20 protein-coding genes and 1 pseudogene are annotated in these 21,973 nt (G+C 73.1%); 12 read left to right on the top strand and 9 right to left on the bottom strand.

Going from position 1 to position 21,973, the window contains the following annotated elements:
• Positions 1 to 68 precede the first annotated feature (68 nt).
• On the bottom strand, positions 69 to 743 hold the full coding sequence (gene snpA / locus AB0E91_RS24885; RefSeq protein ID WP_361785974.1) for a snapalysin: 675 nt from the start codon (positions 741 to 743) through the stop codon (positions 69 to 71).
• Positions 744 to 924: 181 nt separating this feature from the next.
• Between snpA and AB0E91_RS24880 the strand changes: the two genes are divergently transcribed.
• Positions 925 to 1,863 (top strand): LysR family transcriptional regulator, encoded by a 939-nt coding sequence (locus tag AB0E91_RS24880; protein WP_361785971.1) that lies wholly within the window; start codon positions 925 to 927, stop codon positions 1,861 to 1,863.
• A gap of 7 nt (positions 1,864 to 1,870) precedes the next feature.
• Here the strand turns inward: AB0E91_RS24880 and AB0E91_RS24875 are convergent, their stop codons facing one another.
• Positions 1,871 to 3,397: a hypothetical protein gene (locus AB0E91_RS24875; protein ID WP_361785968.1), complete on the bottom strand. Its 1,527-nt coding sequence runs from the start codon at positions 3,395 to 3,397 to the stop codon at positions 1,871 to 1,873.
• 269 nt (positions 3,398 to 3,666) lie between these two features.
• On the opposite strand from AB0E91_RS24875, the gene AB0E91_RS24870 reads away from it, so the two are divergent.
• From AB0E91_RS24870 to hypA, 9 genes are all read left to right on the top strand, one after another.
• Positions 3,667 to 4,398: a DedA family protein gene (locus AB0E91_RS24870; RefSeq protein ID WP_361785965.1), complete on the top strand. Its 732-nt coding sequence runs from the start codon at positions 3,667 to 3,669 to the stop codon at positions 4,396 to 4,398.
• A gap of 146 nt (positions 4,399 to 4,544) precedes the next feature.
• Entirely contained in the window at positions 4,545 to 6,077 is a 1,533-nt protein-coding gene (locus AB0E91_RS24865) for a hypothetical protein (protein ID WP_361785962.1), read from the top strand.
• Entirely contained in the window at positions 6,074 to 7,135 is a 1,062-nt protein-coding gene (locus tag AB0E91_RS24860) for a hydrogenase expression protein HypE (RefSeq protein ID WP_361785959.1), read from the top strand. Before AB0E91_RS24865 ends, AB0E91_RS24860 begins: the two co-directional genes overlap by 4 nt.
• 75 nt (positions 7,136 to 7,210) lie before the next feature.
• Complete coding sequence (locus tag AB0E91_RS24855; RefSeq protein ID WP_361785956.1) at positions 7,211 to 9,004, top strand: nickel-dependent hydrogenase large subunit; 1,794 nt, start codon at positions 7,211 to 7,213, stop codon at positions 9,002 to 9,004.
• Positions 8,997 to 9,566 carry a NifU family protein gene (locus AB0E91_RS24850; RefSeq protein ID WP_361785953.1) on the top strand — a complete coding sequence of 190 codons (570 nt, stop codon included), beginning with the start codon at positions 8,997 to 8,999 and terminating at the stop codon, positions 9,564 to 9,566. Before AB0E91_RS24855 ends, AB0E91_RS24850 begins: the two co-directional genes overlap by 8 nt.
• The gene (locus AB0E91_RS24845) at positions 9,563 to 10,153 is read left to right on the top strand and encodes a DUF5947 family protein (RefSeq protein WP_361785950.1); all 591 of its coding nucleotides are present in this window, start codon (positions 9,563 to 9,565) and stop codon (positions 10,151 to 10,153) included. The genes AB0E91_RS24850 and AB0E91_RS24845 overlap by 4 nt, the downstream gene beginning before the upstream one ends.
• Before the next feature lie 20 nt (positions 10,154 to 10,173).
• On the top strand, positions 10,174 to 10,380 hold the full coding sequence (locus tag AB0E91_RS24840) for a hypothetical protein (RefSeq protein WP_161183633.1): 207 nt from the start codon (positions 10,174 to 10,176) through the stop codon (positions 10,378 to 10,380).
• Positions 10,381 to 10,400: 20 nt separating this feature from the next.
• Entirely contained in the window at positions 10,401 to 10,589 is a 189-nt protein-coding gene (locus tag AB0E91_RS24835) for a hypothetical protein (protein ID WP_361785946.1), read from the top strand.
• A gap of 7 nt (positions 10,590 to 10,596) precedes the next feature.
• Complete coding sequence (hypA, locus tag AB0E91_RS24830; protein WP_361785943.1) at positions 10,597 to 10,944, top strand: hydrogenase maturation nickel metallochaperone HypA; 348 nt, start codon at positions 10,597 to 10,599, stop codon at positions 10,942 to 10,944.
• A gap of 68 nt (positions 10,945 to 11,012) precedes the next feature.
• Here hypA and hypE read toward each other — a convergent pair whose 3' ends face one another.
• The 7 genes from hypE to AB0E91_RS24795 all read right to left on the bottom strand — a co-directional run bounded on the left by hypE (position 11,013) and on the right by AB0E91_RS24795 (position 19,055).
• Entirely contained in the window at positions 11,013 to 12,086 is a 1,074-nt protein-coding gene (gene hypE / locus AB0E91_RS24825) for a hydrogenase expression/formation protein HypE (RefSeq protein ID WP_361785940.1), read from the bottom strand.
• Positions 12,079 to 13,224 carry a hydrogenase formation protein HypD gene (gene hypD / locus AB0E91_RS24820; protein WP_361785937.1) on the bottom strand — a complete coding sequence of 382 codons (1,146 nt, stop codon included), beginning with the start codon at positions 13,222 to 13,224 and terminating at the stop codon, positions 12,079 to 12,081. Before hypD ends, hypE begins: the two co-directional genes overlap by 8 nt.
• Positions 13,221 to 13,511, bottom strand: a complete 291-nt coding sequence (locus tag AB0E91_RS24815) for a HypC/HybG/HupF family hydrogenase formation chaperone (protein WP_361785934.1) — start codon at positions 13,509 to 13,511, stop codon at positions 13,221 to 13,223. The genes hypD and AB0E91_RS24815 overlap by 4 nt, the downstream gene beginning before the upstream one ends.
• A 50-nt stretch (positions 13,512 to 13,561) precedes the next feature.
• Positions 13,562 to 15,913, bottom strand: a complete 2,352-nt coding sequence (gene hypF, locus AB0E91_RS24810; protein ID WP_361785931.1) for a carbamoyltransferase HypF — start codon at positions 15,911 to 15,913, stop codon at positions 13,562 to 13,564.
• Positions 15,910 to 16,689 carry a hydrogenase nickel incorporation protein HypB gene (hypB, locus tag AB0E91_RS24805; protein WP_361785928.1) on the bottom strand — a complete coding sequence of 260 codons (780 nt, stop codon included), beginning with the start codon at positions 16,687 to 16,689 and terminating at the stop codon, positions 15,910 to 15,912. The genes hypF and hypB overlap by 4 nt, the downstream gene beginning before the upstream one ends.
• A gap of 63 nt (positions 16,690 to 16,752) precedes the next feature.
• Entirely contained in the window at positions 16,753 to 17,343 is a 591-nt protein-coding gene (locus tag AB0E91_RS24800) for a hydrogenase maturation protease (protein ID WP_361785925.1), read from the bottom strand.
• Complete coding sequence (locus AB0E91_RS24795; protein WP_361785922.1) at positions 17,340 to 19,055, bottom strand: enoyl-CoA hydratase-related protein; 1,716 nt, start codon at positions 19,053 to 19,055, stop codon at positions 17,340 to 17,342. Before AB0E91_RS24795 ends, AB0E91_RS24800 begins: the two co-directional genes overlap by 4 nt.
• Positions 19,056 to 19,302: 247 nt before the next feature.
• Between AB0E91_RS24795 and AB0E91_RS24790 the strand changes: the two are divergent.
• Positions 19,303 to 20,640 (top strand): annotated as a pseudogene (locus tag AB0E91_RS24790) (carotenoid oxygenase family protein); the annotation flags it as partial.
• 202 nt (positions 20,641 to 20,842) lie between these two features.
• On the top strand, positions 20,843 to 21,955 hold the full coding sequence (locus tag AB0E91_RS24785) for an AI-2E family transporter (RefSeq protein ID WP_361785919.1): 1,113 nt from the start codon (positions 20,843 to 20,845) through the stop codon (positions 21,953 to 21,955).
• Positions 21,956 to 21,973 lie beyond the last annotated feature (18 nt).

The following is a 21,973-nucleotide window of genomic DNA, read 5'->3' as shown; positions in this document are numbered from 1 at the left end:
CCGAGCGGAGACGGCGGCGGTGCGGGTGTCCGCGCCGCCGCCGTTCCCTGTGCCCTCGCGCGCCGGGATCAGCGCGCCGCGTTCACCTTCTCCAGCGCCTTCGCCAGGCCCGCCGCCCACAGCTGGTTCACGCGGGAGCGCTCGGCGCTGTTCGGGTAGCGGTTGGTGCAGGACGGGCCGGGGCCGCCGCCGGACATCAGTTCGCTGCACGGGCCGCTGTAGTGGTCGGGCAGGCCCAGGACGTGGCCGGTCTCGTGGGCGGTGACGCGGATGGAGTCGTACTGCTGGTTCTGCGCGTAGTCGAGGAAGATGTAGCCGCGGCCGTGGCCGTCGGTGGAGGCGTACGAGCCCTGCGGGTCGCTGCCCTCGTAGTAGGAGAAGTCGGCTCCGCCCGAGGTGGCCTGGAGCTTGACGTTGGAGACGGAGCTGTTCCAGATGGACGCGGCGTTCGTTATCTGGGACCTGAAGCTGGGTGCCTGGGAGGCGTTGTAGTAGACGGTGACCGCCGCCGCCAGGCTCGGGTGCGCGGCCTGCTTCTTCGCGACCGAGGCGAGCACGGCCTCGAAGAAGGCCCTGTTCTGCGCGGTCTCTCCGGCCGACCCGGTGAAGCGGGCGTGCGGGGCGGCGGCGGTGGCGTGTGCCGGGGCCGCGGTGCCGAGGGCGGCGCAGGCCAGACCCAGGCCGAGGGCGAGGACGCCTCTGGCGGTCTTCGCGGACAGGGCGGAGGTGCGGAAGGGCTTCATGTGGGGAGCTCCTGCTCGTTCCGTGGGGTGAACGATCGGTTGCCCATGAGTCTCGGGGAGAGCAACTCCCGGCGGATGATGGCAAGTAGGGATAGCGCGGGGCTATCACCGTCAACTCGCCCTGCTGCGCCCCCATTTGAACCTCTGGCGCCGTCTCACAGCCCACACCTAGGCTCCCGGCATGGATCTTGAGGTCAGACATCTGCGCGTGCTGTGCGCCATCGCCGACGCGGGCAGCCTGCACCGCGCGGCCCGTGAACTGGGCCTGGCGCAGCCGTCGTTGAGTACACAGCTACGGCGCATCGAACAGGCCCTGGGCGGGCGGCTGTTCACCCGGGACCGCACCGGCTGCCGACCCACCCCGTTGGGCCGGCTGGTGCTGGGCCGCGCGCGACCGCTGGTGCGCGAGCTGGGCGCGCTCGTCACGGAGGCGCGGGCCGCGGCGACGCGCGCACCGGGCGGTCCCCGGCCGCGCATCGGGGCGACGGCCAGCCGCGCGCTGCCGGGCTGGCTGCGGCGGCTGCGCGCCCGGGTGCCCCCGGCCGACCCCACGCTGCATGTGGACGCGTCGGCGAACGCGCTGCTGCGGATGGTCGCCGAGGGCGGGCTCGATCTGGCCTTCGTGCACGAGGTGGAGGGCAGTCCGCTGCGCGTCCCGGCCGGGCTCAGTCTGCGGGTCCTGGTGCAGCGGGAGCCGCAGTTCGTCTCGCTCGCCGCCGACCATCCGGCCGCCGCCCGGCACGAGGTGCGGCTCGCGGACCTGGCGAAGGAGCGCTGGATGGTGGACTCCACGGTGGACGGCGAGTGGGACGGGCTGTGCCGGGTGCTGCGCGAGGCGGGGATCGAACCGCGCCTGCTGCACGGCGACTATCTGACCGCGTACACCCTGGCCGCCACCGGCGAGGTGGTCACGGTGAGCCAGCCGACCGCGCGGCCCCGCTCCGACCTCGCCATCCGGCCGCTGCGCGGCGACCCGATCGGGGTGCGGCTGCTGCTCGCGGCGCGCACCGAGGCCGAGTTGGAGGACGGTTACGCCGAACTGGCCGACGCCTACTGGGAGGTGGCCGCACAGTCACCGGTCTACCGGGCGTGGCTGGACCGCTCCCCGGCATCGGTGTGACGGTACGTCAATAGCCGAACGTCCGCGTGGTGTAGGCGCATTCGGTGTAGATGTAGCCCGAGCGGATCTTGGCCGTGTCGGAGGCGGGCTTGGCGGTGCCGGTGCCGTTCGGCTTGTGGACGAAGTACGTGGTGCCGACGGGCAGACCGATCGTGCGCTTCGGGTAGTTCTTCCCGGTGTCGCTGCAGGGCTTGAAGCCGATCGAGAGGGTGTCGGCGAAGGTGTACGCCCGGCAGCTGCCGCAGCCCTTGAGGGTGAAGCTGCCGGTGACCGGGCCGGTGTAGAGGACGGTGATGTCGTCCGGGCTGTCGTTCTTCACGGTGACGGAGATGCCGCCGCCGGAGGCGGTGGTGGGCAGCTTCTTCCCGGCGGCGGGGACGATCTGGGCGACCTCGGCGCCGATGGCTATCTTCCGGGCCCGGTCCCGCTTGGCGCCCGTGGCCCGGGCGGCGTAGTCCTCCATGGTCTTCTGCGCGGCGGTGAACTGGCCGTCCTTGTACTGGTCGATCCCGCAGTCGTACGCCCCCTCGTCCCCGCTGCGCTTCGCGCGGCCCGCCGAGGCCGTCAGCTGGGCGGCGGACCGGCCGCCGGAGTTGGCGAGGGCGACGGCGCGCGTGTTCAGTTCGCGCAGCCGCTCCACGGCGGTGCAGGGCGCCGTGCCGCCGACGTCCTTCTGCGCCTTCGCCACGGCCGACTCGACGGCCGGGGCGACCTTGGTGGCCTGGCCCGAGTCGGGGAAGGTGCCGAGCAGGTCGCCGAAGTGCTCCACCCACTCCTCGCCGTCCCCGGAGAGGGCGGCGGCACCGCATTCGTACAGCGACGTGGCGAGCCGGTCGTCGGGCCAGCGGGCGAGCGTGCCCAGCCGGTCCTCGGAGATGGTGTCCGGCACGGTGCGCAGATACTTCAGCGGCTCGATCGCGCCGCAGTAGTCCCCGCCCGCGTAGGGGGCGCCGACGGTGCGGTAGTAGGTGCGCAGGCTGTCGGGCACCTGGTCGGCGGCGCGGGAGCCCGTGTGGTGGACGGCGAGGTCCCGGTAGACGTCCAGGGCATCGCGGTAGTCGGCGCGGGAGGCGGCGAAGGAGTGGCGGCCCGCCGCCGTCACCTTCGCGTCGGCGCGGTGCAGCCGGCCGAGCAGGGCCTGCTGGACGGCTTCCTCGCGGGCGTCGCGGTACCAGAGGGTGCCGCCCGTCGGCACCGCGAGCAGCAGGACGCCGAGGGCGAGCGCGAGGGGTGCCTTGGAGGGCCGGGTGAGCCGGGTGCGCAGGGCGGCGAACGCGCCGTGCGCGGCGGCGAGGAGCAGGACGATCACGTATCCGGCGAGCGCGCCGGCCGGGACGCCGTCCGGGTCGGCGGGCAGTGCGACCAGCAGCAGGACGGCGGTCGCCACCCAGCAGGCGGCGGCGAGGAACCATCTTCGCAGCAGGACGTAGCCGAGGCCGAGCCCGCTCAGATTGAGCAGGCCGACGGCGGCCGCGCGCAGCGGGTCGGGCGGTGCGGGCGGCGGGCTCGACGGCATCGGCGGTACCGGGGGCATGGGAAACCCCGGTGTCCCGGCAGGTCCGTACGGTGTGTCCGGCATGGCGGCTCCCCCCGTCAACTGCCCCCGTGCCCCTGTGAATCGGCAGTGTACGAGCAGTGGCGGCGCACGGACAGAGGGTTTTCGCGCCGACTCCCGCCGGGCCGGTCCCGGGGTGCGCGGCCCGCGTTCCGGACACCGGGGACGCGTCGTCTGCGGGCGGGGCAGCCGGGTCCGGGCGACACTTGCCGGGAGGCTACCGAGCGACGGACCGGGGAGGCGATGGGGTGGAAGCCGTCAACCCCACGGACAGCGCCTCGCTGCTGGCCGCCTTCGGCGCGCTCGGCGTTCTGGTGGTGACGTTCGCGGAGTCGGGTCTGCTGGTCGTCGGCTTCTTCCTGCCCGGCGACACGCTCCTCTTCCCGGCCGGGGTGCTGTGCGCCGGGGCCGACGGGCAGCCGCCCCGGCTGGTCCTCTGGCAGGTGATGCTGTGCGCCGCGGCCGGGGCGGTGGCGGGCGCTCAGGTCGGCTACCTCATCGGGCGGCACGGCGGCCGCCCGCTGCTGACCCGTACCTCCAGCAGGCGGGTGAAGGAGGGCGCGGAGCGCGCGGAACGGCTCCTGGCCCGCTACGGCTACGGCAAGGCGCTGGTCATCGGCCGCTTCATCCCCATGCTGCGCTCGGTGCTGCACCCGGCGGCGGGCGCCCTCGGTGTGCCGCTCGGCACGTTCACGCTGTGGCAGACGGTGGGCGGGGTGCTCTGGTCGCAGAGCCTGGTGCTCGTGGGGTACGCCCTCGGCTCCTCGGTGTCCCACGTGGACGACTATCTGCTGCCGCTGGTCGGCGTCATCGTCGTCCTCTCCCTGATCCCGCTGCTGGTGGAGGCGGTGCGGTCACGGCGCGCGCGGCGCGAGGACGCGGCGCAGGGGGAGCACGCGGCCGACGACCACCCGGGCCACGCGGGAGACGATCACCCGGGCCACGCGGCGGACGACCACCCGGGCACGGAAGGCGACTAGAGCGGCCCGGCCGGGAAACCGCCGCCCGCATATGCCCACTCACCCGCCCGGCCCAACCGGCGTGGGTCTGAGGGGCGAGGTCGCGTGACGGATGTGACGGTGAGTGGAAGGCATGGACCACTGCACCGGCACGGCGAGGAGGCGGCATGGTGGACACGAGCGGCGAGGGCGGCACGGCGTGTGCCTTCGCGCCCGGTGACGGCCCCGCCCCGGCCACCGGGACGATCCCGGACACCGGCCCGGCCGACGTCTTCGCCGGGGTGGGCGCGGTCGCCGACGCCGTCCTCTACGAGGGCTATCTGCTCTACCCGTACCGCCGCTCCTCGGCCAAGAACCGCGTCCGCTGGCAATTCGGGGTGCTGCCGCCCCGGGACTGGGTGGAGACGGACGGCCCGGTCACCGAGGGCATCTCCGGCTCGGCGGACTCCTGGTACCAGCGGACCGAGTGCCTGGTGCGCGCCGAGGGCCCGGACGCGGCGCTCAAGGTGCGGGTGCGTTACCTCCAGCTGCAGCGCAAACAGGTCGAGGCGGCCGACGGCGACTGCGGGCACCGGCCGGTCGAGTCCCTGCTGACGGCGGACGGCGGGGTCCAGCTCAGCTTCGACGAGGCCGTACCGCACGAGGTGGAGCTGGTGTGGCCGCTGGCCGACCTGCTGCGCGGCGTGTGCACGGCGCCGTCGGGCGCGCCCGCCGCCCGCGAGACGGAGGAGCTGTCCAAGGGCGCCGGGCGGGTCGTGCGCACCCGCGAGGCGGTACGGGCCCGTACCACGGCCGGGGCCGAACGGCTCGCGGACGGCCTCTACCGGGTGTGCGTACGCACCGAGAACACCGGGCGGGCCCCCGAGACCGGCGGCGCGCGCGGCGAGGTGCTCCGGCACGCGCTGCTCGCCGCCCACACCCTGCTCGGCGGTACGGGCCTGGAGTTCGTGTCCCTGATCGACCCGCCGGAGGCACTTCGCGCGCAGACGCGCGGCTGCCGCAACGCCTTCACCTTCCCGGTGCTCGGCGGACCCGCGCCGGAGACGGACGGCACGGACGACGGCTGCACGGGGCCGGTGCTGCTCTCCTCCCCCATCATCCTTCCCGACCATCCGCAGGTGGCCCCCGAGAGTCCGGGCGATCTGCACGACGCGGCGGAGATCGACGAGATCCTGACGCTGCGCACGATGCTGCTGACCGACGAGGAGAAGGCCGAGGCCCGAGCCACCGACCCGCGCGCCGCGCACATCCTCGACCGCGTGGACACGATGCCCCAGGAGGTGTTCTCCCGGCTGCACGGCGCCATCCGCTCGCTGTCCCCGACGTCCCCGACGTCCCCGGCTTCCCCGGCACCCGACCCGGCCGGCGCGCGCCCCGCCTGGTGGCAGGAGGGCGGTGACGAGGGCCTGTCCCCCACGACCGACACCGTGCTCGTGGACGGTGTGGAGGTCGGCGGCGGCACTCCGGTGCGGCTGCGTCCGCGCAAGCGGGGCTCGGACGCGCAGGACATGTTCCTGGAGGGGCGGGCGGCACACGTGTCCGCGGTCTTCCACGACGTGGACGGCAGCACGCATCTCGCGGTGACCGTAGACGACGATCCGGCGGCCGAACTGCACGGCTGGTACGGCCGATTCCACTACTTCCGACCCGACGAGGTCGAGCCCCTCGGCGACCGACCGCAGCGAAGGCAGGCGACATGACCACGCAGAGCCCCACCACCGAAGCCAAGGGCATGGACGAGATCACCATCCTCTGGATATCGGAGGGCATGAGCTGCGACGGCGACACCGTCTCGCTGACGGCGGCCATGCAGCCCTCCATCGAGGACGTGGTCCTTGGCGTGATCCCCGGGCTGCCCAAGGTCAACCTGGTCAACAAGGTGCTGTCGCCGAGCCTGGGCGGCGAGGACTTCCTCGCTCCCTACCGGGCGGCGGCGCGCGGCGAGCTGGACACCCCGTTCATCCTCGTCGTCGAGGGCTCGGTGCCGAACCAGGAGATCATCGAGGGCGACGGCTTCTGGACGTCGTTCGGCAACGACCCGAAGACCGGGCAGCCGCAGACGATCAACTGGTGGATCGACCAGCTCGCGCCGAAGGCGTGGGCGGTGGTCGCCGCCGGTACGTGCGCCACCTACGGCGGCATCCACGGCATGGCGGGCAACCCGACCGGCTCGATGGGCCTGGCCGACTACCTCGGCTGGGACTACAAGTCGCAGGCCGGGCTGCCGATCGTCAACGTGCCGGGCTGCCCGATCCAGCCCGAGAACTTCATGGAGGTCCTGGTCTGGGTGCTCCAGACCGCGGCCGGTACGGCCCCGCCGCCCCCGCTGGACCACATGCTGCGGCCGCAGTGGCTGTTCGGCAAGACCGTCCACGAGGGCTGCGACCGGGGCTCGTACTACGAGCAGGGCGACTTCGGGCTGGACTACAACTCCCCCAAGTGCCTGGTGAAGACCGGCTGCTGGGGCCCCGTGGTCAACTGCAACGTGCCCAAGCGGGGCTGGATGGCCGGCATCGGCGGCTGCCCCAACGTCGGCGGCATCTGCATCGGCTGCACGATGCCCGGATTCCCGGACGCGTTCATGCCGTTCATGGACGAGCCGCCCGGCGGCACCCTGTCCTCCCTGGTCATCAAGCCGTACGGCGCCGTGGTGCGCCGACTGCGCGGCCTGACCAACGAGATGGTCAACCACGAGCCCAAGTGGCGCGGCAAGAAGCGCAAGCTGACCAGCGGTTACGACCCGTACTGGCGTGCCTGAGGCCGCCGGGACCGTGACCCGACCACCACCACCCCCACCACCCGCCGAACTCCGACAGCGAGGGCAGCACCGCAGATGACGACCACCGAATCCCGGCCGACGGGACGCAAACCGGCCCAGCTCGTGGACATGTCGTGGGATCCGATCACCCGGATCATCGGCAACCTGGGCATCTACACGAAGATCGACTTCGCCAACCGGGAAGTCGCCGAGTGCCACAGCACCTCGTCGCTGTTCCGCGGCTACTCGGTGTTCATGAAGGGCAAGGACCCGCGCGACGCCGGGTTCATCACCTCGCGCATCTGCGGTATCTGCGGCGACAACCACACCACGTGCTCCAACTACGCCCAGCAGATGGCGTACGGCATCAAGCCGCCGCCCATGGCGGAGCACATCACCAACCTCGGCGAGGCCGCCGAGTACATGTTCGACCACACGATCTTCCAGGACAACCTGGTGTTCGTGGACTTCTGCGAGGCCATGGTCAAGGCCACCAACCCCGGGCTGCTGGCCCGTGCCGAGCGCACCGACGCGCCCCGGGGCCACATCCACGGCTTCCGGACCATCGCCGACATCATGAAGGCGTTCAACCCCTTCGAGGGCGAGGTCTACAAGGAGGCGCTGCGCATCAGCCGGGTCACCCGGGAGATGTTCTGCCTCATGGAGGGACGGCACGTCCACCCCTCGACGCTCTACCCGGGCGGTGTCGGCACGATGCCGCAGCCGAGCATCTTCACGGACTACCTCAGCCGGCTGATGCACATCATCGACTTCATCAAGAAGGCCGTCGCCATGAACGACGACGTCTTCGACTTCTTCTACGAGGCCCTGCCGGGCTACGAGGAGGTCGGCCGGCGTCGCATCCTCCTCGGCTGCTGGGGCGCCTGGCAGGACCCGGCGGTCGTCGACTACCGCTACGCCTCGATGAACGAGTGGGGCAAGGCGATGTACGTGACGCCCGGCGTCATCGTCGACGGCAAGCTGGTCACCAACGACCTGATCGACATCAACCTCAACATCCGCATCATGCTGGGCAGTTCGTACTACGACGACTGGGTCAACGAGCAGCCGTTCGTCACCCACGACCCGCTGGGCAACCCGGTCGACATGCGGCACCCGTGGAACCAGACGACCGTCCCGGTGCCGCAGAAGCGGGAGTTCGACGGCAACTACAGCTGGGTCATGAGCCCGCGCTGGTACCACAAGGAGACCGACAAGCACCTCGCGCTCGACACCGGCGGCGGCCCGCTCGCGCGCCTGTGGTCGACGGCGCTCAGCGGCCTGGTCGACACCAAGTACGTCAAGGCGTCGAACGGCAAGGTGCGCATCCAGCTCCCCAAGGGCGAGTCGCTCCCGGAGACCACACTGGAGTGGTCCATCCCGAAGTGGAGCAACACCATCGAACGCGACCGCGCGCGGCCGTACTTCGTCGCCTACGCGGCGGCGATGGCCCTCCAGTTCCTGGAGGAGTCCATGGAGCTGATGCGGGCGGGCGAGACCAAGGTGTTCCAGGACTTCGAGGTCCCGGACGAGGCGATCGGCTGCGGCTTCCACGAGGCCGTGCGCGGGGTCCTCTCGCACCACCTGGTGATCAAGGACAAGAAGATCGCCAACTACCACCCGTACCCGCCGACCCCGTGGAACGCGAGCCCGCGCGACATCTACGGCACACCGGGCCCGTACGAGGACGCGGTGCAGGGTCAGCCGATCTTCGAGGAGAACGGCCCGGACGACTTCAAGGGCGTCGACATCATGCGCACCGTGCGCAGTTTCGACCCCTGTCTGCCGTGCGGCGTGCACATGTACATGGGCAAGGGCAGGACGCTGGACGTCGTGCACTCGCCCACGTACGGGGCGAACCATGGCTGAGGACGCCCGCCGTCTCGACGACCCGGCGGTGGAGACGCGCCTGGCCCATCTCGACCACGTGCTGGGCGAGTTGGAGTCCGACTCCGGCTCCACCGCCCGCGAGGCGCTGGGTGCGGTCGGGCTGCTGACCGAGGTCTACGGCGAGGCGCTGGCCCGCGTCCTGGACCACGCGGACGACGCGCTGCGCGACCGGCTGGCCGAGGACGAGCTGCTGGCGCATCTGCTGGTGCTGCACGGCATCCACCCCGAGCCGCCGGAGCGGCGGGCCGCCCTCGCGGTCGAGCGGCTGCGCCCCGCCGTGCGCAAGCGCGGCGGCGACCTGGAGTGGGAGGGCGTCGAGGGCGGTGTGGCGCGGGTCCGGGTGGACCCGGGCGGCGGTGGCTGCGGCGCCGGGTGCGGCTCGGACTCTCCCGACGTGGCCGAGGTGGTCCGCGCGGCGGTGCTGGCCGCCGCGCCGGAGCTGACGCGGGTGGAGGCGGTCACGGCCGAGCGGACCTCCCCGCCCGCGTTCGTCCCGCTGGCCACGCTCACCCGCCGGGGCGCGGCGCAGGGAGCGCGGTGAGCGGGGCGCTGGCCCGGGTCGTCCGCTCCGGCGCCGCGGCGGGCCGTACGGCGGCGGCCGAGGTGTGCGAGCTGTGCGCGGCGCCCGTCGCCGAGGAGCACGCCCATCTGTACGAGGCGGAGGCCGACGGGCTGCGCTGTGTGTGCGGCCCTTGCTCGGTGCTGTTCGCCGACGACGGCGCGGGCGGGGGCCGGTACCGGCTCGTGCGGCGCCGCCGGGTGCGGCTCGCACCGGTCGACACGGCGGCGCTGGGTGTGCCGGTGGGCCTGGTGTTCTTCGTGCCCCGGGCGGACGGCTCGGTGACCGCAGAGGGGCCGAGCCCGGCCGGGGCGATGCGCTGGGAGATCGACGCGGCCGCCTGGCACGGGCTGGCCGAGTCGGTTCCGCCGCTGGCCGGTATGACGCCCGACGTGGAGGCGCTGCTGATCAACACGGTGCGCGGACACGAGGAACACTGGATCGTACCGATCGACGACTGCTTCCGGATGGTCGCCCTGGTCCGCGAGGAGTGGCGGGGGCTGTCCGGCGGCGGCCGGGTCTGGCCGGCCGTCGAACGGTTCTTCGCGGAGCTCACCGAGCGTTCGTGAAGCCCAGAGAGGAGACCGTCATGGGCAAGATCAGAGTGGGCCGCCCGCAGGTCAAGCCGGACACGCCGACGCATGTGCCGGGCCTGCACCAGGGCAACGAGGGCCCCTATCAGGAGCAGACGGGGCACCACGAGGACGGCACCGCCGACGCGCGCCGCTCCACCGGTGTCCGCTCCAAGCAGCACAACGCGCTGCTGGACGTCATGCCGAACATTCCCCCGGGATGAGAGAGCAGGAAGTGAGTGCCATGAAGCACGTCGGAGCGGACGAGGCGGCGCAGCCCCTGGTCTCGGGCAGGCAGGTGCTGATCGCACAGGCCGCCCTGCTGGCCGGGCTGACGCTGGTCCTCCTCGTCAAAGAGATCCCCGGCATGGTGCGGGAGCTCAAGATCTACCGCATGACCGGGGGCCTGGGCGCGGGCCACCGCTACCCCTGAGGCCGCCGTGCACGAGCTGTCGATCGCGACCGCGATCGTGGAACGCGCCGGGGAGATCGCCCGCGCCGACGGCGGCGGGGACGTCTCCTCGGTGACGGTCCGGGTCGGCGAGCTGGCCGGGGTGGTGCCGGACGCGCTGCACTTCGCCTTCGAGGTGGCACGCGACGGCACCCCCCTCTCCTCGGCCCGGCTCGTGGTGGAGCAGGTGACGGCGGTGGCCTGGTGCGGGGCGTGCGTCGAGGAGTTCGCGGTGGGCATGCCGCCGTTCTTCTGGTGCCCGCGCTGCGACCGGCCCTCGCAGGATCTGCGCAGCGGGCGGGAGTTGGAGATCACGGCGGTGGAGCCGGTGCCCTGAGTGCCGGTACGTGCCGTGGGCCCCGTCTCTTTCGAGGCGGGGCCCACGGCTTGTGCGGACGAACGCCATCAGCAGATGCGCGGCAACTGCTCCCCGAGCGGCAGGTCGAGCACCCGGGTGCCGCCGAGTCCCGTGGCCACGGTGACCATCCCGGGGTGTTCCGCCACGCACTCCCCGATCAGCGCGGCCCCGGCGCCCTGCGGGTGGGCACGCATCGCGGCGAGCACGGCGTCGGCGTGCTCACGGGGTACGAAGGCGACGAGCCTGCCCTCGTTGGCGACGTAGAACGGGTCGAGGCCGAGGAACCCGCAGGCGTTGGCCACCTCGTCGGGTACGGGTACGGCCCGTTCGGTGAGGCGTACGCCGGTGCCGGAGGCGCGGGCGATCTCGTTGAGGGCGGCGCCGAGGCCGCCCCGGGTGGGGTCGCGCAGGACGTGCAGATCGGGGGTGACGTCGAGCATGGTGGCGACGAGCCCGGCGAGCGGCGCGGTGTCCGAGGCGATCTCGACGCCGAACTCCAGCCCTTCGCGCACGCTCATCACGGCGACCCCGTGCAGCCCGATCGGGCCGCTGACGATCACCGCGTCGCCGGGGCGGGCGCGCTGGGGACGGATGTCGACGCCGTCGGGGACGAGGCCGACCCCGGCGGTGGTGACGTAGACGCCGTCGCCGTGTCCGGACTCGACCACCTTGGTGTCGCCGGTGGCGACGGTGACCCCGGCCGCCTCGGCGGCGGTGCCGACGGCGCGGGCGATCCGTGCGACGACGTCGAGCCCGACGCCCTCCTCCAGGACGAACGCCGTGGACAGATAGGCTGGTTGGGCCCCGCTCATCGCGAGATCGTTGACCGTGCCGTTGACGGCGAGGTCGCCGAGGCAGCCGCCGGGGAAGAACAGCGGGCGCACCACATAGGAGTCGGTGGAGAACGCCAGTCTGGCGCCGCCGAGTTGGAGGACGGCGGAGTCGGTGAGCGCGGCCAGGACCGGGTTGCCGTAGGCCGGGGCGAAGACCTGCTCCATCAGCTCGGCGGAGAGGGCGCCGCCCCCGCCGTGGCCCATGACGACGACGCCCTGGTCGCGCAGGGGCGCGGGGCAGGACCAGTTGGCGGGGTCGACGGTTGTCTCGGTGGCGAGGTCAGCCAACGGGGTTCATCTCCTCTCGGGGGATGCGCGACCCGGGCGAGACCGGGGCGCCGGCCATCCGCCGGTACAGGTAGTACGCGGCGCAGGCGCCCTCGCTGGAGACCATGGTGGCGCCGAGCGGGGTGCGCGGGGTGCAGGAGGTGCCGAACGCCTCGCACTCGGTGGGCTTGATGAGGCCCTGGAGGACTTCCCCGGCCCGGCAGACGGCGGGTTCCTCGGTGCGGATGCCGGTCACGTCGAAGCGGTGCTCGGCGTCGTACGCCCGGAACGCCTCCGACAGGCGCCAGCCGCTGGCCGGGATGCGGCCGATGCCGCGCCAGTTGCGGTCGGTGACCTCGAAGACCTCCTCGATCATGCGCCGGGCGGCGGGGTTGCCCTCCTCGCGCACGGCGCGGGGGTAGGCGTTCTCCACCCGGTGCTCGCCGCGCTCCAGTTGGTGGACGGCGCGCCGGATGCCCTCCAGGATGTCGAGGGGTTCGAAGCCGGTGACGACCATCGGCACCTTGTGCCGTGCGGCCAGCTCCGGGTATTCCTCGGTGCCCATCACGCTGCACACGTGCCCGGCGGCGAGGAAGCCCTGCACCCGGCACTCGGGGGCGGTCATGATCGCCTCGATGGCCGGGGGGACGCGGACGTGGGAGACGAGCAGGCTGAAGTTGTCCAGGCCGAGGCGACGGGCCTGGTGCACGGCCATGGCGTTGGCGGGCGCGGTGGTCTCGAACCCGATGGCGAAGAACACCACTTGGCGGTCCGGGTTGCGGCGCGCGAGGTCGAGCGCGTCGAGCGGGGAGTAGACCACGCGTACGTCGCCGCCCTCGCCCTTGACCCGGAACAGGTCTCGGTCGGTGCCGGGCACGCGCAGCATGTCGCCGAAGGAGCAGAAGACGACGTCCGGGCGGGCGGCGATGGCGAGCGCCTTGTCGATGACGTCGAGCGGGGTGACGCAGACCGGACAGCCAGGGCCGTGGATCAACTCGACTTGCTCCGGCAGGAGTTGGTCGATGCCGTGCCGGATGATGGAGTGGGTCTGGCCGCCGCAGACCTCCATCAGGGCCCAGGGCCGGGTGGCGGTGCCGCGGATCTCGTCGAGCAGACGGCGGGCCAGCGCCGGGTCGTTGAACTCCTCGATGTACTTCACCGGTTCTCGCTCCCGCTTCCCTGGCGCTCCGCCTGCTCCCAGGCGTCGCCGAACTCCTCTTCCAGCAGGCCGAGTTGCTCGAAGAGTTCGAGCGAGGCCCGCGCGGACTCCTCGTCGAGCTTCTGGAGGGCGAAGCCGACGTGGACGATGACGTACTCCCCCACCTGGACGTCGGGCAGATACTCCAGACAGGCCTGTTTCCGCACCCCGCCGAAGTCGACCAGCCCGGTGCGCGGGTCGGCGCCATCGTCGATGGCCACGACCTTGCCGGGCACTGCAAGACACATGGGTCACTCCGTCTCGTCGTCGTGTGCCGAGCCGCGGGTCAGCGGGCTCGTCATGGCCGTGCCGTGTGCGCGGCGACCATGAGCTGTCCGAGCGCCAGTCCGCCGTCGCCCGGCGGCACTTCGCCGTGCCGCAGGACGGTGAACCCGTCCGCCGTGAGCAGGGCGGCGCTCTCCTCCTCCAGCAGGGCGTTGGCGAAGACGCCCCCGGTGAGGGCCGTGACGGTCAGGCCGGTGGCGGCACGGGCGCGACGGCACACCTCGGCGACCGCGCGGGCCACGCCCCGGTGGAAGCGGGCCGCCATGACCGGCGCCGGAACACCCCGGCGCACGTCCTCGACCAGGGCCCGGAGCAGGGGCGCGGGGTCCAGCTGCCAGCCGTCCGGCGGGCCCGCCCCGATCCCGAAGGGGTACGCCACCGGGTCCGCGTCCCGGGCCCTGGTCGCGAGCGCCTCCAGCGTCAGGGCGGCCTGCGCCTCGTGCCCGGCGCGGTGGCAGGCGCCGACGAGGGAGGCCACGGCGTCGAAGAGGCGGCCCATGCTGGAGGTCGGGACACAGTTCACCTGCCGGGTCAACTGCTGTCTGAGGACGGCGAGTTCGTCCGGCGTACAGGCCAGGAAGCTCGGCAGGTCCGGCGTCCACTCCAAGCCCGCCGCCCACAGTCGGGCCAGCGCGATGCGGCACGGGTTGGCCACGCCCGCGTCGCCACCGGGCAGCGGGGCCGGGGTGAGGTGGGCCAGGCGCCGGTGCCCGGTGTAGTCGGCGAGCAGGATCTCGCCGCCCCACACCGTGCCGTCGTCGCCGTACCCGGTGCCGTCGAAGGCGACGCCGATGACGGGGGTCGTGCCGTCGAGGCCGTGCTCGGCCATCGCGGAGGCGACGTGGGCGTGGTGGTGCTGGACCAGGACGGGGTCGGGCAGCCCCGCCTCGGCGGCGCGGCGGCGGGCGTGGGCGGTGGAGTGGTAACCGGGGTGCCGGTCGGCGGCGACAAGTTCCGGGGTGACGCCGGTGAGGGTGGCGAGGTGGACCTCGGCGCGGCGGGCGGCCTCCAGGGTGGCCAGGTCGCCCATGTCCCCGATGTGCGGGCCGAACCACGCCTGGTCGCCCTCGCCGAGACAGAGGGCGTTCTTCAGGTCGCCGCCAACCGCGAGCGCGGGCCGCACGGGCACCGGGAGGGTCAGCGGGCGCGGGACGTACCCGCGCGAGCGGCGCAGGACCTGCGTGCTGCCGTCGGCGCGCACCCGCACCAGGGAGTCGTCGCAGGGGGAGGCGATGGGCCGGTCGTGCGTGAGCCAGGCGTCGGCCAGTCCGGCGAGCCTGATCAGCGCCTCGGCGTCGTCGGTGACGATGGGCTCGCCGGAGCGGTTGCCGCTGGTCATGACGAGGGCGCGCGGTCCTGGAGGATCGCCGGGGAGCCCGAAGAGCAGGGTGTGGACGGGGGTGTAGGGCAGCAGGACACCCACGTGCGGGCTGCCGGGGCACACCTCTTGGGCCAGACGGGGTCCACTGACCGTCGTCCGCGCGCGCAGCAGGACGATGGGGCGCGACGGGCCCGTGAGCACGGCGCGTTCGGCGTCGGAGAGGACCGCGAGGCGTTCGGCGGTGGCGAGGTCGGCGCACATGACCGCGAACGCCTTGCCGCCGCGCTCCTTGCGGCGGCGCAGGGTGGCGACGGCTTCGGCGTCGGTGGCGTCGCAGGCCAGGTGGTAGCCGCCGAGGCCCTTGACGGCGACGATCCGGCCCGCGTCGAGCAGTTCGCGTGCCCCGGCCAGGGCTTCGGCGCCGCGCGCGGGGCGGATCGGGGTGCCGGGGGCGGGGAGCAGGGTCGGTTCGGGGCCGCAGTCGGGGCAGGCGACGGGCTGGGCGTGGAAGCGCCGGTCGGCGGGGTCTGCGTACTCGCGGGCGCAGGCGGGGCACATAGGGAAGGCGGCCATGGTGGTGGCGGCGCGGTCGTAAGGCATCGCGGTGGCGATGGTGAAGCGGGGGCCGCAGTGGGTGCAGGTGACGAAGGGGTGCCGGTGGCGGCGGTCGGCGAGGGCGGCCAGTTCGCGCAGGCAGTCGGCGCAGGTGGCGGTGTCGGGCGGGAGCTGGGTTCGGCCTTCGGGGGAATCGGTGGGGCGGATGGTGAACGGTTCCGTCGACCCGGTGGCGGGCAGGTCCTCGTGGCCGATGCCGGTCACCCGGGCGAGCGGCGGCGGCTGTTCGGCCAGCAGGGCGCAGAACCGGCCGACCCCGTCCGCGGGGCCCTCGACCTCGATGACGACCCCGTCGCCGGTGTTGCTCACATACCCGGCGAGCGCGAGGCCGTCGGCGAGCCGGTGCACATGGGGCCGGAAGCCGACGCCCTGCACCGTGCCGCGCACGGTGAGACGCCGGCGGACCGTACCGGTCGCCGGGGCGGTCATGAACGGGGCGCGGCGGCGGTGGCGGGACCGTGGCTGTGCGCCCCATCGGGACCATGGTCGTGATCGCGACTGTGACTGTGCCCGTGTCCGTGCGGTCCGGGTGCGAGAGGGGGCCGGTGCGGAACGGCGTCGGGCGCCGAGAGCACGTACTCGAGGAGCGCGTCCACCCCGTCCCCGCTCCGGGCGCACGAACGGACGATCTCCACCCCCGGGTTGACCCGGTGTACGTTCGCGCGGAAGGCGTCCTCGTCGAAGCCGGCGGGCTCCGCGAGGTCGGTCTTGGTGATGACGACGAGGTGGGCGGAGCCGAAGGCGGTGGGGTACTTCAGGGGTTTGTCCTCGCCCTCGGTGACGGCCATGAGGGCGATGCGCAGGGTCTCGCCGAGGTCGTAGGAGGCGGGGCAGACGAGGTTGCCGACGTTCTCGACGAAGAGCGCGCGGGTGCCCGGCGGGAGCCAGCCGGTGAGCCGGTCGCGGACCTGGGCCGCCTCCAGGTGACACAGCCCGTCGGTGAGGAGCTGCTGGACGGGGGCGCCGGAGCGGGCGAGGCGTACGGCGTCGTTCTCGGTGGCGAGGTCGGCGGTGAGGGCGGCCACCGGGACGCCCCGTTCGACGGCGCGGGCGAGGACGCGGCCGAGGAGTTCGGTCTTGCCGCTGCCGGGGCTGGAGAGCAGGTTGACGACGGTGACGCCCTGCCGGGCGAGGTCGTCGCGCAGCCGCGCGGCGAGGTCGTCGTTCTTGGCCAGGACGGCCTGTCTGAGATCGGCCTCGCACATGGCGCAGCTCCTCGGGTGGCGGGAAGAACGGTCGCCGGGCCGTGTCGGGCACGGCCCGGGCTCTCACCGATCTTCGGCGCCGTCGGCCGCGAGGGCGGGCAGCGCAGCCGCGCGCGGGGGCCCGGATTCCATCGGGCGGCCCAATGGGGGCGCGGGTGCGGCCGGGTCGGCCAGCAGGACGGGCACGAGGACGTGCAGGGCGTCGACGGCCCGGCCGACGGCCTCGCGCACGGGGCCGCTGAGGCCGGGGGCGATGTCCTCGTCGCCGCGCGGCAGCACGGCGGGCTCGCAGGCCAGGACGAGGACGCGGGGCAGGGGTTCGTCGCCCAGGTGGGCGGCGAGGGCGAGCACCTTCTGCGGGTCCATGCCGTGGGCCTCGGGCACGGTGGTGGCGTCGGGGGGCTCTGCCTCGATCAGGGACAGGGTGCCGGGCGGGTGCCCGCGTTGCGCGGTGTCGACCAGGACGGCGGTCGCGCAGCCGTCCAGCAGGGTGTAGGCGAGGTCCATGCCCCGGATGCCGAAGTCCCGCACGGTGACCCCGGCGGGCAGCGGGCGTTCCTCCAGGGCGCGGATCACCTCGGGGCCGAAGGCGTCGTCGGCGAGGAAGATGTTGCCGACTCCGGCGACGAGGAGCCGTTCGGTGGCGCCGTTCACGACGCCTCCCCGGGAGCGGTGGCGAGCGGCCGTACGGAGGCCGAGGGCTGTTTGCGGACGAACGCGGAGCGCAGCGCGTGGTAGGGCGCGGTGGGGTCGTCGAAGAGGGCGTGCATCCGGGCGAGTTCGTCGCGCCGGTACTCCGAGAGCGGCCGTCGTTCCTCGTCGGCGCGGCGGGCGGCCGACTTGGCGGTGATGCGGGCGGCGAGGCCGGGGCTCGCGGCGAGGTCGGCGGCCATGATCTCGACAGCGGGGGCGAACTCCCCGGCGCCGGTGGGCACCAGGCGGTCCACCAGGCCGAGCCGGGCGGCGTGTTCGGCGCTGACCGGAAGCGCCTCGGTGGTCAGGCGGTGCGCGGTGGCGTCCCCGGCGCGGCGCGGCAGGCTGTAGGTCCAGTACTCGGAGCCGTACAGGCCCATCCGCCGGTAGTGCGGGTTGAGGACGGCGCCGGTGCGGCACCACACCTCGTCGGCGGCGAGGGCGAGCATGGCGCCCCCGGCGGCGGCGTTCCCGGCGAGCGCGGCGACGACCAGCCGGTCGGTGGTGCGCAGGACGGCCTCCACGAGGTCGTCCATGGCGCCGAGGTTGTCCCGGGACTCCGCGCCGGGGTCGGCGGCGCCCTCGATGACGTTGAGGTGGATGCCGTTGGAGAAGAAGTCGCGGGCGCCGCCGAGGACCAGTACGGGGGTGGGCCGGGCGAGGGCGTACTCGTAGGCGGCGAGCAGGCGGCGGCACTGGTCGGTGCTCATGGCGCCGCCGGGGAAGGCGAAGCTCAGGAAGCCGGTGTCGCCGCGCTGCCGGTAGCGGATGTCGGACCAGGTGCGCCGGTCCCCGGGGAGTTCGAGAGGGACGGTCGACTCGGGGAGCGCGGCCGCGTACTCGGGCGCCCAGGAGGCGAGGACGGTGGCGGCGGGGCGGCGGAAGGGCGCCGGGTCGCCGGTGCTCTTGCGCGGGCGCAGTTCGGGGATCCATACGGCGCCGTCGCGGGTGGCGCGGCAGACGGCGCCGTTGCGGGTGGCGATCAAGTCGCCCGGGCGGCCGTGCAGTTGGTCCTCGGGGTGGCCGCCGTGCAGGAAGACCTCGCGGCCGAGGAGTTCGTCGAGGACGCCGGGCTGGGAGTCGGCGCCGCGCAGCTTGCGCAGGACGGTGGCGGTGTCGTCGTGGGCCCAGTCGACGCGGCGGCGGTCCTGGCGGAAGTAGTCCCGCCAGACCACGGTGGGCCACTCGCCGGTCTGCGGGCGGGGCTTGTAGGAACCCTCGGCGTAGCGGCGGACGGCGAGGCGTACGGCGGCCGCGGCGGCGTCGGCGGCCTCGTTGCGGTAGAGGTCGCTCTTGCCGACGGCGGGCACCGGGAAGATCTCGGAGGCCCAGACGGCGCCCGCGTCCATGGCGGCCTCGGCCTGGAGGACGGTCACGCCCCAGTGGGTGGCGTCCTCGGCGATCGCCCAGTCCAGGGAGGAGGGGCCGCGGTCTCCGGGGGGCCCGGGGTGCACGATCAGACAGACGTGTTCCCGCCACACGTCCTCGGGGAGGGCACTCTTCAGCATGGGCGCGACGATCAGCTCGGGGCGCCTCTCGCGGACGGCGGCGCGGACCGGTTCGGGGCCGTGGGTGGCGAGGACGACGTCCACGATGTGACCCTGATCGGACAGTTCCGCGTAGACCCGTTGACAGAGGCTGTTGAACGCGCTGGCGACCAGCAAAATGTCCATGCGACGATATGTTCGTCCATTTTCCCGATGCCGTGAAGAACCGGTTCGGCGTTTCCCTCGCCCCTTGCGAACAGGGTCCGAAATCGCCGGAAAACATACGGAAATCTCATTCGAGAATCACTCTGTTGTCCTAATCTGGTGGCTTCCCCGCCACGCGGATGCATGAGCGGCCCGGCGGCGCCACGATGAGAGAGCGGCCGACCCCACTTCCGCCGCTCGGGAGGCCCGCCATGACCGCGAGGTCGGCCTGCGGGTGGAGGGACATCTTCCCGGCGATCTGGACGGGGTCTACCTGCGCAACGGCCCCAACCCGCGCTTCACCCCGATCGGCTCGCATCTGTATCCGATCGACGGGGACGGCATGCTGTACGGCGTCTGACTCGAACACGGCCGCGCCCGCTACCGCAACCGTTTCGTGCGCACCCCCGCACTGCGCGCCGAGGAGAGAGCGGGCCGGACGCTGCGGGGCGGGGTCGAGTCGATGATCACGCCGGGCCCCGAGGAGGTGGGCCCTCGACTCGCCCACACCTTCCGGGACATGCCCGACATCAACGTGGTCCGGCATGCGGGCCGACTGCTCGCCCTCGCGGAGTCGGAGTGCCCGTTCCGGCTGAGCCCGGAGCTGGAGACCCTCGACAAGGAGACCTTCGGCGGCACGCTGCCGGCCGGCATCACCGCTCACCCGAAGACCGACCCGGTGACCGGCGAGATGGCCGTGTTCCGCTACGGACTGGAACCGCCGCACCTCACCTGGTCCCTGATCTCCCTGGACGGCACGGCCACACGCGGACCCGTGCCCGTCGAGGACGTGGACGAGCCGATGATGATCCACGACATGGCACTCGCCGGCCGCTACCTGGTACTGGTGCTCGCCCCCGTCTTCTTCGACGTCTCCGCCGCGCTTTCCGGCGGCTCGCTGATCGAATGGCGGCCCGACGCGGGCACCCGGATCGCGCTGATCCCGCGCGACGGCTCGCCGGTGCGCTGGGCTCAGGACGAGGCGTTCTGGCTGTGGCACACCATGAACGCCTACGACGACGAGACGGACGACAGTGTGGTCCTGGAGTACGTGCAGTGGACCCGGCTGTCCCTGGGCGAGTCCGGTTCGGACGGCACCCCCAACGTCAGCCACCTGGTCCGCGCCGTCGTCGACCCGGTCTCGGGGCGGATGCGGCGCACACCCCTGGACGACACCCCCGTGGAGTTCCCGCGCATCGACGACCGCCGGATCGGCCGCCGTCACCGCCGGATCGCGGTCGCAGCGGACAGCCGCCGGACGGACGGCCTCCTGCCGGGCGAGTTCGACGCGCTGCGCTGGTACGACACCGGCGCCCCGAACACACCGGCCGCCACCTGGTACGGAGGTCAACTCTCCGTAGGGGAACCGACGTTCGCCCCCTCCCCCGGACACCAGGGCGACAGTCACGGGTACTGGCCGACCTTCGCCACCGACCGCACGTACGACAGCGCCCGGCTGCTGGTGTTCCCGGTCGAGGACCCGGCGGACGGCCCGCTCGCACGGGTGCGCGTCCCGGTGCGCGTCCCGCTCGGCCTGCACGGCAACTGGCTGCCGACGCAGGAGTAGCGGGGTGTCGGCCCGACGCACCGGGACGCGTCGCGCGTCCCCTTTCACCCGGTTTGCCCTTACCTTTCTCTAGATGTGACCGTGGGCACGGAGGCGAGGCGGGCGCGTGGTGGGCGGTGCGGGGTGGTGGTGGAGGAGGCACGGGAAGTCCGGTCACCCGGCGCGTGACACGGCCTCCGGCGGCAAGGCCGCCGCCCCCACCGTGCGACTGCCCTCCCGCTCGCGCACCGCGCCGAGGGTCTCGGCGGCCGAGCGCACCGTGCCGTGGCTGCGGATCGCCGCCGCGTACGCCTGGCGGCTCATCCTGGTCGGCATCGCGGTCTACGGCATCTTCGGTGTGCTGGGCCGCTTCCAGCTCATCGCGGTGGCGCTGTTCCTCGCGATGGTCATCACCTCGGTACTGCGCCCGGTCGCGGATCTGCTGGACCGCTGGATGCCGCGCCCGCTGGCCGTCGCCCTCGCGATGCTCGGCAGCCTGTGTCTGCTGCTCGGGCTGCTGGCGCTCGTGGGCAACGCGGTGGCCGGTGAGTCGGCGCAGCTGGGCGACGAGTTCCGGGGCGGGGTGCACCGTATCGAGGACTGGCTGCGGCGGCCGCCGTTCCGGCTGAGCCAGGCCAGGCTGAACGCGCTCCAGCGGGAGGTGACGCAGTATCTGTCCACGCACCGGGCGGCCCTGCTGAGCAGTGCGGTGGCCGGGCTCGGGCGGGTCGTGGAGGTGGTCACGGGCGGGGCACTCGCACTGTTCGCCTCCGCCTTCTTCATCCACTCCGGGGACCGGCTGTGGGAGTGGGTGCGCGACCGGGTGCTGCCGCGCGGAGCGCGCACGGTGTGGGACCGCGCGGGCCGGGCGGCGTGGGGAACGTTCGCCGGGTACACGCGCGGCATCATCATCGTGGCCGGGACCAACGCCGTGCTCGTCGGCATCGCCCTGTTCGCGCTGCGGGTGCCGCTCGCGCTGCCGCTGACGCTCCTGGAGTTCTTCGCCGCGTTCGTGCCGCTGGTGGGCTCGCCGGTGGCGCTCGGGGTGGCCACGGTGGTCGCCCTGGCGACCCGGGGTCCGCTCACCGCGGTGGCGGTGCTCGTACTCATCGTCGTCATCGGCCAGTTGGAAGGCCATGTGCTGCATCCGCTGGTGATGAGCTGGGCGGTGCGGCTGCATCCGCTGGTGGTGGCCGTGTCGGTCATCGCGGGCAGCATCGTGGCGGGGGTGATCGGCGCGGTCGTCGCGGTGCCGTTCGTCTCGGTGGTCTGGGCGGTGCTGAGCACCCTGCGCGGACCGCCCGCGACCAAGAAGCCGCCGCCCAGGGCGCCCTGACCGGCCGGGACGCGTGGC

It is taken from the genome of Streptomyces sp. NPDC026659 (assembly GCF_040638245.1).
In the GTDB taxonomy this organism is placed as follows: domain Bacteria; phylum Actinomycetota; class Actinomycetes; order Streptomycetales; family Streptomycetaceae; genus Streptomyces.
This window is presented reverse-complemented; position numbering and strand designations above follow the sequence as displayed.

What these genes read in the sequence shown, in the direction of transcription:
- snpA (WP_361785974.1), bottom strand. Translation starts at nt 743, where the DNA reads ATGAAGCCCTTCCGCACCTCCGCCCTGTCCGCGAAGACCGCCAGAGGC.
- AB0E91_RS24880 (WP_361785971.1), top strand. Translation starts at nt 925, where the DNA reads ATGGATCTTGAGGTCAGACATCTGCGCGTGCTGTGCGCCATCGCCGAC.
- AB0E91_RS24875 (WP_361785968.1), bottom strand. Translation starts at nt 3,397, where the DNA reads ATGCCCCCGGTACCGCCGATGCCGTCGAGCCCGCCGCCCGCACCGCCC.
- AB0E91_RS24865 (WP_361785962.1), top strand. Translation starts at nt 4,545, where the DNA reads ATGGTGGACACGAGCGGCGAGGGCGGCACGGCGTGTGCCTTCGCGCCC.
- AB0E91_RS24860 (WP_361785959.1), top strand. Translation starts at nt 6,074, where the DNA reads ATGACCACGCAGAGCCCCACCACCGAAGCCAAGGGCATGGACGAGATC.
- AB0E91_RS24855 (WP_361785956.1), top strand. Translation starts at nt 7,211, where the DNA reads ATGACGACCACCGAATCCCGGCCGACGGGACGCAAACCGGCCCAGCTC.
- AB0E91_RS24850 (WP_361785953.1), top strand. Translation starts at nt 8,997, where the DNA reads ATGGCTGAGGACGCCCGCCGTCTCGACGACCCGGCGGTGGAGACGCGC.
- AB0E91_RS24840 (WP_161183633.1), top strand. Translation starts at nt 10,174, where the DNA reads ATGGGCAAGATCAGAGTGGGCCGCCCGCAGGTCAAGCCGGACACGCCG.
- AB0E91_RS24835 (WP_361785946.1), top strand. Translation starts at nt 10,401, where the DNA reads ATGAAGCACGTCGGAGCGGACGAGGCGGCGCAGCCCCTGGTCTCGGGC.
- AB0E91_RS24815 (WP_361785934.1), bottom strand. Translation starts at nt 13,511, where the DNA reads ATGTGTCTTGCAGTGCCCGGCAAGGTCGTGGCCATCGACGATGGCGCC.
- hypF (WP_361785931.1), bottom strand. Translation starts at nt 15,913, where the DNA reads ATGACCGCCCCGGCGACCGGTACGGTCCGCCGGCGTCTCACCGTGCGC.
- hypB (WP_361785928.1), bottom strand. Translation starts at nt 16,689, where the DNA reads ATGTGCGAGGCCGATCTCAGACAGGCCGTCCTGGCCAAGAACGACGAC.
- AB0E91_RS24795 (WP_361785922.1), bottom strand. Translation starts at nt 19,055, where the DNA reads ATGGACATTTTGCTGGTCGCCAGCGCGTTCAACAGCCTCTGTCAACGG.